Annotated in this window: 13 protein-coding genes; 8 read left to right on the top strand and 5 right to left on the bottom strand. The window is 51.4% G+C overall.

Features of this window, described 5'->3' with window-relative positions:
* The first annotated feature begins 326 nt into the window (after window positions 1-326).
* From GJJ30_RS17640 to GJJ30_RS17615, 6 genes are all read left to right on the top strand, one after another.
* The gene (locus GJJ30_RS17640; protein WP_154176503.1) at window positions 327-770 is read left to right on the top strand and encodes an Xre family toxin-antitoxin system antitoxin; all 444 of its coding nucleotides are present in this window, start codon (window positions 327-329) and stop codon (window positions 768-770) included.
* On the top strand, window positions 770-1282 hold the full coding sequence (locus tag GJJ30_RS17635; protein ID WP_154176502.1) for an RES family NAD+ phosphorylase: 513 nt from the start codon (window positions 770-772) through the stop codon (window positions 1280-1282). The genes GJJ30_RS17640 and GJJ30_RS17635 overlap by 1 nt, the downstream gene beginning before the upstream one ends.
* An 82-nt stretch (window positions 1283-1364) precedes the next feature.
* Window positions 1365-2516, top strand: coding sequence for a 5-(carboxyamino)imidazole ribonucleotide synthase (locus GJJ30_RS17630; RefSeq protein ID WP_154176501.1), 1152 nt, complete (start codon window positions 1365-1367; stop codon window positions 2514-2516).
* Between the two features lie 103 nt (window positions 2517-2619).
* Complete coding sequence (gene purE / locus GJJ30_RS17625) at window positions 2620-3102, top strand: 5-(carboxyamino)imidazole ribonucleotide mutase (RefSeq protein ID WP_154176500.1); 483 nt, start codon at window positions 2620-2622, stop codon at window positions 3100-3102.
* Window positions 3103-3178: 76 nt separating this feature from the next.
* Window positions 3179-3997, top strand: coding sequence for a LysM peptidoglycan-binding domain-containing protein (locus tag GJJ30_RS17620; protein WP_229313212.1), 819 nt, complete (start codon window positions 3179-3181; stop codon window positions 3995-3997).
* 110 nt (window positions 3998-4107) lie between these two features.
* Entirely contained in the window at window positions 4108-4458 is a 351-nt protein-coding gene (locus GJJ30_RS17615; RefSeq protein WP_438821605.1) for a Dabb family protein, read from the top strand.
* A 78-nt stretch (window positions 4459-4536) separates the two neighbouring features.
* Here the strand turns inward: GJJ30_RS17615 and GJJ30_RS17610 are convergent, their stop codons facing one another.
* Entirely contained in the window at window positions 4537-5106 is a 570-nt protein-coding gene (locus GJJ30_RS17610) for a YcxB family protein (protein ID WP_154176498.1), read from the bottom strand.
* Window positions 5107-5286: 180 nt separating this feature from the next.
* Between GJJ30_RS17610 and GJJ30_RS17605 the strand changes: the two genes are divergently transcribed.
* The gene (locus GJJ30_RS17605; protein WP_154176497.1) at window positions 5287-5796 is read left to right on the top strand and encodes a phosphoribosyltransferase family protein; all 510 of its coding nucleotides are present in this window, start codon (window positions 5287-5289) and stop codon (window positions 5794-5796) included.
* A 47-nt stretch (window positions 5797-5843) separates the two neighbouring features.
* On the opposite strand, the gene GJJ30_RS17600 is transcribed toward GJJ30_RS17605, so the two are convergent.
* Both GJJ30_RS17600 and GJJ30_RS17595 read right to left on the bottom strand, forming a co-directional pair.
* Window positions 5844-6491 (bottom strand): hypothetical protein, encoded by a 648-nt coding sequence (locus tag GJJ30_RS17600; protein ID WP_154176496.1) that lies wholly within the window; start codon window positions 6489-6491, stop codon window positions 5844-5846.
* A gap of 229 nt (window positions 6492-6720) precedes the next feature.
* Window positions 6721-7068 carry a carboxymuconolactone decarboxylase family protein gene (locus GJJ30_RS17595; protein WP_154176495.1) on the bottom strand — a complete coding sequence of 116 codons (348 nt, stop codon included), beginning with the start codon at window positions 7066-7068 and terminating at the stop codon, window positions 6721-6723.
* 251 nt (window positions 7069-7319) lie between these two features.
* Between GJJ30_RS17595 and GJJ30_RS17590 the strand changes: the two genes are divergently transcribed.
* On the top strand, window positions 7320-8375 hold the full coding sequence (locus tag GJJ30_RS17590) for a ligand-binding sensor domain-containing protein (protein WP_154176494.1): 1056 nt from the start codon (window positions 7320-7322) through the stop codon (window positions 8373-8375).
* Between the two features lie 42 nt (window positions 8376-8417).
* On the opposite strand, the gene GJJ30_RS17585 is transcribed toward GJJ30_RS17590, so the two are convergent.
* Window positions 8418-10151, bottom strand: coding sequence for a M14 family metallopeptidase (locus GJJ30_RS17585; protein WP_154176493.1), 1734 nt, complete (start codon window positions 10149-10151; stop codon window positions 8418-8420).
* Window positions 10152-10255: 104 nt separating this feature from the next.
* Complete coding sequence (locus tag GJJ30_RS17580; RefSeq protein ID WP_229313210.1) at window positions 10256-11935, bottom strand: M14 family metallopeptidase; 1680 nt, start codon at window positions 11933-11935, stop codon at window positions 10256-10258.
* Window positions 11936-12099 lie beyond the last annotated feature (164 nt).

The following is a 12099-nucleotide window of genomic DNA, read 5'->3' as shown; positions in this document are numbered from 1 at the left end:
AAACGGGAACAAGTGTCTTGGTGATCAGTCATTTAAAATAATCTTTTGTCTCTTGCCTATTCTCTTTCATCTCATTTTGGCACTTCCAGATTCGCGTATAAGTGTGCAAATTAGCAGGAAGAGTTGAGATTGTAGTAAATATCCGAAGTTGCCGGAAGAAGGAATCACCTGGATTCGGCCTGGCTGACCGTTAAAAAATGCCTGAAAAGCACCAAAAAGGCCTTGTTTGAAGTTGGCAGGACCGCATAGTAAAAAACTTTTTTACCAATGGCCGCGTTAACTTTACGTAAAATGTCAGTAATGTTACTGACATTTTGTAAGTAGTCATGGAACGAAAGAAAAGCAGTGCGACCCTGATGCCGTCGGCTAATCCGGCGGTTCGTGTTCTACCGGAGCAAACCAGCCCGTTTGACCTGATTGCAAAGTCGCGTTCGGGCATCGCCCATGCTGAAGTCCGTGAGTTAGCTACGTTGATGGAACTGACCATTCGGGAACTGGCTACGCTGCTGTCGATGAACGAACGAACCATGGCCCGCCGGTTGGTATCCGGTTCGTTGAACAAAGTTGAGTCTGAGCGGCTTTTGCTGCTGAAAGCACTGACCGCGCACGGTTTTCGGGTGTTCGAAGATCAGGGCAAATTTAACCGGTGGCTGCGTCGGCCGCTGGAGATTCTGGAAGGCCAGTCTCCGCTCCAGCTATTGGATACGGCAACGGGTTTTCAGGTTGTGGATCAGATTCTTGGACGCATCGAATACGGTGTCTACAGTTAATGGCGCTGGTTTACCGCATTCAGAAACGACAGTTTGTCGATTCGATCTTAACGGGCGAAGGTGCCCGGCTTAATGGCGGGCGCTGGAATCCACTGGGTACTCCACTGATTTATACCTCCACAACGCCCGAACTGGCTTTGCTGGAAACGATGGTTCACCTGGACGGTACGCCCGTTCGGGAACTGCCTCCTTTTGTTCGGGTGACCATCGAATTGCCCGATGCCATTGAAGAAATAAACGTTGCCGACTTACCGCTTGGCTGGGATCAAATCCGGTTTCCCGATCAACTTCCTTATTTTTTTGTACCTAAACTGACGCCTGCGTATCCGGTTTTAGCTTTTTCGGTGCCTTCAGTGATTCTCAAAGGTTCGCCTTCCCGCAATATTCTGATTAATCCGCTTCATCCTCTGATGAGTCAGGTAACGGTTTTGGACGTAACTCCGCACGAGTTTAACGAGCGGCTGCAAAGGCAATCCATTCCTTCCGGTATAGCGCCCAAGAAGAACCGTTGATTGCATTGTGCTGGAATATAGTCCATCAAAAAGTAAAATAAAGCCGTAAATGGGGCTACTTTTGCGGACGGATTTTTAACGTATGTTAACATTTAACCCCAACACCCGCATTGGTATCCTCGGTGGAGGTCAACTGGGCCTGATGCTCCTTCAGGCCGGGATCGACTGGAACCTGATCGTTCATATTCTCGACCCCGATGCCGATGCGCCCTGTCGTCACCTGGCGACGACGTTCACCCAGGGCTCGCTTACCGATTACGATACGGTTTATCAGTTTGGTCAACAGGTTGATGTGCTGACGATTGAAATTGAACGGGTGAACGTCGATGCCCTCGAAGCGCTCGAACGCGAAGGAAAGCGGGTTTTTCCGCAACCGTCGGTGATCCGGATTATTCAGGACAAACGGGCGCAGAAGCAATTTTACCGCGATCATAAGCTGCCCACTGCCGATTTTCTTCTAACCGAAAACCGCGCCGATGTGCCGCAGGTTTTGGCTGGTCAACCCGGTTTTCTGCCCGCTTTTCATAAACTGGGCCGCGACGGGTACGATGGGCGCGGAGTGCAGCGGATTGCCACGGCCGACGATGTCGACAAAGCCTTCGATGCGCCGGGCGTATTGGAAAAAGCCGTTGATTTTGAGAAAGAACTCGCGGTGATCGTCGCCCGCAACGAACAGGGCCAAACCGCAACTTTCCCGACGGTCGAGATGGTTTTTCATCCCGAACAAAACCTGGTCGAATACCTGTTTGCGCCCGCAGCCGTTTCCGAAACCGTCGATCATCTGGCGCAGGACGTGGCCCGAAAAACCGCTCAGGCATTTGGAATTGTCGGTTTGCTGGCCGTTGAACTGTTTCTCACCAAAACCGGTGACATTCTGGTGAATGAAGTGGCACCCCGGCCGCACAACAGTGGTCACCAGACGATTCGGGCCAACATCACTTCGCAGTTTGAACAGCACTGGCGGGCCATTCTGAACCTGCCCCTGGGCGACACAACGGCCCTTTCGCCAGCCGCGATGATCAATCTGCTGGGCGAGCCCGGCCACAGCGGCCCCGCCCGGTACGAAGGCATGGAAACCCTGCTGGCCATGCCCGGCGTGTTTCCGTTTCTTTACGGTAAAAAAATCACCCGCCCGTTTCGTAAAATGGGGCACATTACCGTTATTAGTTCGGATTTAGAACAGCTTCGGCAAAAAGCCGAAACCGTGAAGGAAAGCATAAAAGTGAAGAGTTAAGAATGAAGAGTTAAGAGTTATGAGTTATGAGTTGGCTGGCGCGAGTTAAATACAATGCGTCAGCCAACTCTTGATTCTTAACGCTTAGCTCTTAACTAAAAATATGGTTGGAATTATCATGGGGAGCAGCTCGGACCTGAAGGTCATGCAGGAAGCTGCCGATATGTTGGCGGAACTGGGCGTATCGTACGAAATCGATGTCGTATCGGCCCATCGGACGCCGGAGAAAATGGTGGAATACGGCAAAACCGCCCGGAAGCGTGGCCTGAAAGTGGTCATTGCCGGCGCTGGCGGAGCCGCTCACCTGCCGGGAATGGTTGCTTCGCTGACGACGCTGCCGGTGATTGGTGTGCCGGTCAAATCCAGCAATTCGATCGACGGCTGGGATTCGGTGCTGTCGATTCTGCAAATGCCGTCGGGTGTTCCCGTTGCAACGGTGGCCCTCAACGGCGCCCGCAACGCCGGAATTCTGGCCGCCCAGATTGTCGGCACGTTCGACGAAAAAGTAGCCGACCGCTTGCAGGCCTACAAGGAGGACATGAAAGCGAAAGTAGAAATAATGAGTCAGGAAGTGAAGAACAAATAATAGCATGGGGCAGAGGGGTAGGGGCATAGGGCAGTTGACGCCTTTTTGTTACCCTGTGCCCTTACCCCTCTGCCCCATGCCAACCCCCACTATGGAAACCGAAAATGCGAAGCGTAACCCCCGGCCGACGGAGGGTTCAAGTCTGCCAACCATTACGCTGGCCGTGCTGGTGCTGACGATTCTGGCGTTGTTATACGTTGGGTATGAGTACGTTGCCGATGATGTAAAAGGTTCGGAGGAAATGACCAATGTGGCGCTCGATACAACCGTTCAGAAACCGGTTGAATTGCCGCTGGAACCGGAGCTGGCTGCGCCCATCGAAATTGACACATCCAGCCGCAATGCGCCGGTAGACATGTCGCAGAACACGCCCGTACCTCTCGAAGAAGGAAAAGAAGAGAGTAAAAAACCGGCGCCCGCTCTGGATTCGGAAGAACGCCCGGCGGTAGGAAAACCCGCTGAAAAACCGGTGGCTGAGACCCGCGTCGAAAAACCGAAGGAAGAGAAACCGGTGGAGGAAAAGCCGAAAGAAGAAAAGCCCAAAGAGGAGAAAAAAGAAACGCCGAAGGTCAACCTGCCGGCGGGGGGCGTTACGGTTACGCACACGGTAAAACCGGGCGAAACGATTTACAGCGTTGCAACAAAATATAATCTGAGTATCAATACGTTGAAAGCCCTGAATCCGGATTTGAAAGACAATTCGGTGAAAGCCGACGTGACGAAACTGAAAGTGAAAGCGCGGGCGTATCACACCGTCGGGGCCGGGGATATTCTGCGGGTCGTGGCCGAAAAATACGGCGTGACGGTCGATGCGCTGATGAAAGCCAATGGAAAAACCAAGAATTACGCGGCCCGGGGGGAGAAACTGGTTATTCCGTACGCTGAAAAGCAGTAGGCAGTAGTTTCGCGCCGGAATTGGCTTTTTCCAATCGTTCGGCAATGGCCGATTCAATCTTTAAAACCGATTACATGAAAACCTTTTTTGCCACTCTTTTCCTCATAGGTATGGCCCTGACGGGTGCTACCGCCCAGAACAAAATGACGAAATCCGATCTCACGCACGTCGTACTGTTTAAGTTCAAACCGGAAGCTACGCCCGCGAAAGTGCAGGAAATTATTACCGCTTTTGAAGCACTACCGTCGAAGATCAAGCAGATCAAAAGCTTTAAGTGGGGAACCAACAACAGCCCGGAAAAACTCAATAAAGGATTGACGCACGCCTTTGTCCTGACGTTCGACAACGAAAAAGACCGGGATGATTACCTGCCGCATCCGGCCCACAAGGAATTTGGCAAGATCGTCGGCCCGTGGCTCGACATTGTAACGGTGGTCGATTTTACCAATCAGGCGAAGTAAACCGGACCAACAAAAAAGCGGGTAAAAGAAGAACCGGTTTTGACCCAACTCTTCTTTTACCCGCTTTTTTATGGCCTTCTATTTTTCGGCTTCACTCAGAAAACCCTTCCGTTTCAGGAGTGTGTCCATGAACTTCAGTTCGTTTTCGGTCGTGAAAATCGAATACGGCAGGTACAGAAACTGGGCATCCTTCATGCCTTTGGCCACGATTTTCGCCAGCCAGTTTACTTTCATTCCGTTCATGGCCTGATCGTTGGAAACGACCATGACGTAGGCGGTTTTGTCTTTGGTAACGCTCCGGATCTGGTCCCACTTCAAAATACCGCCTTCGCGGGCGTTCAGTTTGAGCATGATCTGGCGGCTGTCGATTTCGTAAACGTATTTCTGAAACAGCGCTTTGGTCTGTTCCATCTGCGTGATACCCGTAAACTGCACCGCCCAGAACAGCACGTACAGAATGGTGAGCAGCACAATGACGAGGTAAATCCACCAGTTCGGATAAACGCCCGTAATGTTCAGAATGGCATTGATAAAAATAAGCCCCAGCGGAACGAAGCCCCAGTACCAATTGTGTTTGACCCAGCTACGCATCGCCAGACTGATGTAGGTTTTCTGGTCGAGTGCGTATTTTTTGGTTTTAATAATCATTGAAATAGATAAACTTTTAAGACAAAAGAGGATAGACAAGAGAACAAAGAAAAGAAACCAAGCGTCTTTTATCTCCTATCTTACTTCTCTTGTCTAACGAAGTTGCAAAAGTACGAAAAGGCTTCGTTTATTTTGTGCATTCGCCCATTTCGGTTAATTTTCATTTTTAATAAGGAGTGTATGACGGCCGAGGTTACCCAGATTCTGACGCGCGTGCAGGTGGAGCAAAAAATCCGCCGGATCGCGTTTGAAATATACGAGAACAATTTCGAACAGTCGGAGGTGATCCTGGCCGGTGTTTCGGGCGAGGGGCACGTGCTGGCCCAACGGCTGGCGGAGGTGCTGCAGCAGATTGCCCCGCTGAATGTCAGGGTGATGAAAATCATGCTCGATAAAACCACCCGGCAGCAGCCCGCCATTCACCTGGATGCCGACGAAGCGGTTTTTACGGACAAACCGGTTGTGGTCGTCGACGACGTGCTGAACTCGGGCCGGACGCTGGCGTTTGCCCTGCAGCCGTTTCTGAACGTTCCGCTGATCAGTCTGAAAGTGGCGGTTATTGTCGACCGCGACCACAAACGCTACCCCATTGCCGCCGACTACATTGGCTACAAACTATCGACCACGCTGACCGAGCACGTGCAGGTGGTGCTGAGCGACGAGGAAAAAATAGGGGTTTACATGCGGTAACAAACCGGCAAGTGGAGAATTACATCCTTGTTGATGCGTTGATTTGCTCAATGTGCTGGCGTTATCCGGAGGTCGGAAAAATCACCGCTTAATCCATCGGCCCATAAACCGATCAGGCCTTCCGACCGTTGATTGAGCAACTGGACGCTCAGCGAGGGAGTGGGGGCATGATTAACAAAAACGCTGACGGCGGTTTTGCTGATTTGGATTTTGCAATGAAACCACTCATCGGCCCGTGGCACTGGATGAACCTTGCTTTCATACGTTAACGGCGAATCTTTCCGGAGTTGCGGCCAGCCGTGATCGGGCGAACTCATGTACTGAACCGACCAGTTTCTCCGCAGCGTATCGCTGTGGCTGAAATTGAAAGGGCGGAAATAAACGACATCGTAGACGAGCGTATCAACCCCGTGGAAGGCAATTCCCAGAAAACTTTGCAGAAAGACATCCTTGCCGCGCAGGTCGATGTCGATCGTTCCCTGCTTGAAATTGACATCTTTCAGCCACACAATTCCTTTGGAAGACACCCCCGGGTGTGCGTCTTCCTTTATTACTTTGATCTCGTTAGCCGGTGTCGTAATAAGCCGGTTTTCCCGAAGCAGGAGCGGCAGGTTGTAAGCGGTTTGTGCCGTGGCAGCCGGGAAGTTGCCGAAAAAAGCGAATACGACTGCCAGCGCGGTGATGATTCGTTTCATATGCATCCTCGTTCTGTTGATTCGACGAAGATGCAACCCGTTCTGGTAATCGAAAATTCAATGCTGACCAAATCTGTTCAATTTGGTTCAAATGCTATTTGATTGATTAATAATTAGTTGTGGTTAAATGGCTTTGGTAGTTTAGTTGATTCATACCCGCAACTGGAGGTGCCAATCCAATTGAAAGCAGCACATGATTAGGCGTAGCAGAAAAATAAAACTAAACCGCTCAGCGTTTGGCTTCGGTTTCGTCCTCGAAAAGACGCATCGCCATCAACCCATTGCCGACGGCGCCACCCGCCCGGAGCGCGGCCGCAATGAATACGGTTTCGGCAATTTCTTCACGGGTTGCTCCGGACTCAACGGCATTTTTGATGTGTGATTCAATGCAATAGGAACACTGAGTGGTCAGGGCGACCGCTACCGACATCAACTCCCGGTATTTGACGGGAATGACGCCATCTTTTCGCTCGGCGGTGTATTTGAGGTTCAGAAATGCCGAAGCTTCTTTGGGGGCAGAATTAATCAGCAAGTCTGTATACGCACGATCTTTCGGGGTTTGATACTCTTCGGTCATGGGGTTTAGGAAAAAAGAATGAACTGCTTACCAAGCAACATCAACGACGGGTTGATGGCATCATACAAGGTAGAAAAAATCGACGAATTTGCTGGCTTTTGAATAAATATCTGATCATTTATCATCCCACCATGCAGTACAGCCGGTAAAAAATGCTTTTACATTTCATTCATATTCTTTTACAAGCTCAGAGCCAGATCTAATCCTAACGGCTTGTAGATTGGTGAAAATTCCAGATAAGAAAAAGAGAAATGACGAAGCTCGTGCACGTATGTGCTTTATTGATGTTTGTTTTTTGCGCTTTCTGTCAAGGTAAAACGGACCTGACCAAAGATGAGACCAAGTCCGAAACGAAAGACACAAGCACTTCCCGGGTGCCTACTAGAATGGTTCGGAATGTAAAGCAAGCCAGGAACGGAGATATTTTGATTGCTTCATTCAATGCCGTGTATCGATATGACGGGAAATCGTTTACCAATTTAACCAGTAATATACCTTCGCCCAGTTTCTGGGATGTGCTGGAGGATCGCAAGGGAAATCTTTGGTTCGGCACCCTGAATTCCGGTGTTTATTATTACAACGGTAAATCCTTTCAACATTTTACAACCGAAGAAGGACTTGCCAGTAATTTCGTTGGGTTTATCCATGAAGATAAAACCGGTATGATCTGGTTCGCTACCGGAGGTGGCCTGACCCGTTACGATGGGAACTCTTTCCGAAATTTTACAACGAAAGACGGACTTCCCACGAATGACATTACTACGATCATGGAAGATAAAACCGGAAAATTATGGATTGGCACCAGGGGCGATGCCTGTTTTTATGACGGAGAGAAATTTACGGTTTTCAGAAACAAGGACGGTAAAACCTTTTACAATGTCTGGTCGATCATCGAAGATCGGAAAGGCATCATATGGTTCGGCGGCTCGATCATCAAAAATCGAAAAAGAATAGCCCCCAAAGGCCCGATTTTGACCGTTGAAACAGGTCTTTGGCGTTATGACGGCAGTACCTACACCAAGGTATCGCAGAGAGGTGCTTCTGCCATAATGGAAGATAAAAAAGGAAACATCTGGACTACTGGTGAAGTGAAACTCAATGGCGATTGGGCACTTTCCCGGTATGATCAAAAGTCCTTGTACACTGAAAAGCCCGCTGTAACCGAAATAATGTCGATAAAAAAAGGAATGCTTTGCCGGATGTTGGAAGCGAACGATGGAAGTATTTGGTTTGGATCTTTGAACGGCGTGTATCGGTATGATGGAAAGACCATCACAGACTTTAAAAGTAAAGAGAGACACCAATAATGCGTAGGCCATCGCTTGAAACGCCCCACCGGTGGCCCCACCTTACAGCGTCTTCTCGACCAAGCCCCCCTTCCGGCTGTCAACCGAGACCGTGTATTTCCCGCTGCCTTTCACAATCCAGCGGACCTGCACGTAGCCCATGCCCGGAATGTTCGGAACCTCAACCGTGGCCGGATTGTATTTTTGTTCCCGCGTGAGGTTCAGATCGGCGTTTTCAACAACCATGGCTGCCAGCGGGGCAGCACCTTTCAGCGTGATGTAATCCGGTCGTTCGATCTTGTATTTGATGTCGTGCGACGAACGCGTGGGAATCACACGCTGGTTAACCACCGTGGCCGTTACTTCTGTCAGCCCATTGCCCAGCGGTTTTGTTGTGATGGACTGAACGTCCAGCTTCGGCGTCTGGTAAGCGTGAAAAAGGGTAAACGACATGTTGCGGTGGGCGTCTTCTTCGAGCATAAAACCGGGGTGGTTCCGGATGTAATTCTTCTTCGGCCCGCCGATTTCAATGTCGCCGTACTGCGGATGCTTGAACGGTTTCCAGGCGACATAAGCGTCGTCGAACAGCAAATACTTGCCGAACTGGTTAAAGTCGTCGTTCTGCGTCTGTTTTTGCCGGAACAGCAGATACGGCGTCATCAACTCCGTCGAGAACGTAAACACGCCCCGACCCAGCGCCAGCCAATCGATTTCCCCGCCGTAAACCGTATACAAGTCCTTGTAAATCACGAAATAATTGTAACCGGGAATGATTTTCTCGCCGGTTCGCCCAATGATGTCATAAACCGCCACATCGCTCGGGTTGTAGTACTGCTGATCTTCCTCGGCACCCGGCCCCCGCAGAAACATGCCGCCGTAATTGTGATAACTCTGCGCCCCGGCGATGTTCGGATGGCTGAGGATAAACTTCTTGACGGCCTGCGTCTCGGGCAGGGTTCCCGGATAAAAAAGCGCGCCATTTTGAACGTAGTCGGGTTGCCAGTTCCAGGCCCAGTCGCGGTTGGGGTCATAGCGCCCGGCCAGGTCTTCGTTCACCTGCCCGTCGCCGTCGTTATCGATGCCTTCGTAACCCAGCATTTCGTATTCACCCGGCTCGTCGGCCTTGGCCGGAATCATGCGCGTCGGATCGTTGGGGTCCTGCTTCATGCGGCCCAGCGGGGTTTTCCGGCGCATCAGCACAATGTTACCGTCGCCGTCCAGATCGTCGTATTTGTCCTCGTCGATTTCGCCATCGCCGTCGTCGTCAAACGGCATCATGCCCGAGCGGGGCGAGTTGGGGTTATTGGGATTTTTGATGAAATCCTCCCGCGCGTCGAGGTTGATGCTGGGCGCAATGTAAAACACCTTGTCTTTCAGCAGTTGCGTCGTAAAGTCGACCGTGCCGAAATTCTCGGCCAGGTACCAGGCCGTGTACATGGCGATTTCCGAACCCTGCAACTCGTTGGAGTGGATGTTGCCGTCGATGTAAAAACCGGGTTTGCGCTCGGCGTTTCCGGTTTTGAAATCACTGACGACCAGCACCCACAGATCGCGGCCCTGAAACGTTTTGCCCATCGACTCGATTTTGACGAGGTTGGGATGCGCTTTCGCCATATCCTGGCAGAACTTCGTAATGCCCGCGTAGTCGTTGTAATGGTTCCAGCGCATCGGCACCTTCGGATTCGCGGGCGAACCCACGGCCCGCAAACCGGTCAGATCGTCATTCTGTGCCGGTTTCTGCTGCGCGTAAACGGCAAGCGGTATAATTACCACTATAAGGAAAAATAACTTTTTCATATCTTTTTTCTCCGCTTACCTCTCCTTTTCTCCGCTCAACTCTGCGAAACAACTTTAAAACTTTTTCGCGGAGTTAAGCGGAGTAAAAAGAGTTGAGCGAAGGTCTATTTGAGGGTTATGTCGATTGATTTAGTCCCGGTCATGGCATTGCCGGCTTCGAGGGTGGCGCGGCCGGTGCCGGAGACGAGGAACGTTACTTCCATTGATTCGCCAGCCGCCATTGGGCTCCGCAGAATCCGCTTCCGGCCGGAGACAACGGTTTGACCCGTACCGGTTTTGAGTTCGATTTTCATCTTCGGCACAAACCGCACCCGGTCGCCGATTTCCGAGCCTGTTGGCAGCAAACCCCGGTTGACAACCTGCGCCGTGACGCGCGTCAGCCCGCCCGACAACGATTCGGTTCGCAGATTCACCACGTCGATCACTGGCATTTGGCGGGCAAAGGCCGTTACGAATTTCAGGTGTCTGTCCGCAATGTCGTTCAGAAACGAAACCGGTGGATTCAGTCGGGCGAAGGGTGCAATACCGCCCACTTCCGCTTTGCGGCCCGGAAAATCGGGATGCTCGATGGGTTTCCAGTCGACAAAAACGTCGCTGACTTTATTGGCATCGGCCCATTTCAACAACTTTACATCGTCATTATCCGACGGTTTTGGCGTGCTTTTCCCTCTTGCGGTATCTGCTGAGGCTGCGACTTTGGGAACCCACCAGCCCGGTGTCGAGAAGCTGAAGCGGCCGTAATGGTAATAAGCGGTTTGGGCAAAATTGCCCCTGGTCGGCGGCATTGGTGGAGCGTCTTTCAGCGCTGTCTGGCTGTTATAAAGCTTCGAAACCTGATCGCCAACGGTGGCGTCTTTCTCCATGACGCCGGTAATGATGCGTTTGGTGGTTTTCGTCCGATCGAATTTCGGCGCTTCCGCGAGGTTGTTGTGAGGACCCAAAGTAAAAACCGCATAGACGTTCGGAGCTTTGTACAGAAAATCGAGCAAAGCCCGGTTTTCCGGTTCCGAAACCGCCATTTCGCCCGAACCCGGCACGAAAATGGGGTAATCGAAGGTAAAGTTTTTATCCAGCGCCACGCCACCCGCGCCGTCTTCGTTGAAAGTGCCGTCTTTATCGTTGTCGGTTCCTTCCGAAATCACCAGATAACGACCGGTTTCCGCCTTGGCCGGATCGGCTTTCACCAGTACCCGCGGATCTTCTTTGCTGGGAACGAATGTGCCGGTTGGGTCTTCCACGCGGATTTGCGTGATCAAGCCGTCCTTGTTCAAATCTTCAAACGGATCTTCGTTGAGTCGGCCGTCGCGGTCATCGTCGGTATCGGTTCCGTTGCCGCTGCGTTCGTAGCGCGGTTTGGCCACAAACTGCTCCTGCGCGTCGGGATTGACGCTGGGAAAAATATAGAACGTCTTGCTGTCGAGCAACCGCGCCACGCTATCCTGATTCGAAGTCGCGAGGAGCTTTTCGGCCAGTTGAACGGCCAGTTCGGTTCCGGCCAGGTGCGCGCCGTTCAGCCCGGCCACAATTGCAAGGGCCGGTTTCTGGGCGGTTTTCCCGCGACCAACCGTCAGCAGCCAGACGTCTTTTCCCCCGGGCGATTTCCCAATCGACTGAAGGTTGGTCAGCGTACCGTATCGACTCGTAATTGCCTTTAATCGGGTTGAAAGCTGGGCCGCCGATGGGTAGGTCCCGGCGGGTGGCGTTTGCGCAACGGCATTGAAAACAACGGCAAAGCAACTGGTCAACATCCCGGCCAGAATAACCGGAAGGAAACGGTGTTTCATGAAAAACGACTAAACAAAGTTCGAATGATGGAGCAAAGCTATAAATTTAAATAAATTGCCGGAAATTCACCCTGTCAGCGCCGGGCCGTCGTACGGTCGAAGACCCTGACAGCGGCACAATAAGATTTGATTTTTTCAGGAAACCCAAATCAAACCGCTGTCAG

The sequence above is a fragment of the Larkinella terrae genome (genome assembly GCF_009668025.1).
Classification (GTDB): domain Bacteria; phylum Bacteroidota; class Bacteroidia; order Cytophagales; family Spirosomataceae; genus Larkinella; species Larkinella terrae.
Note: the sequence above shows the minus strand (reverse complement) of the source record. Positions and strands in the feature narration are given on the sequence as shown.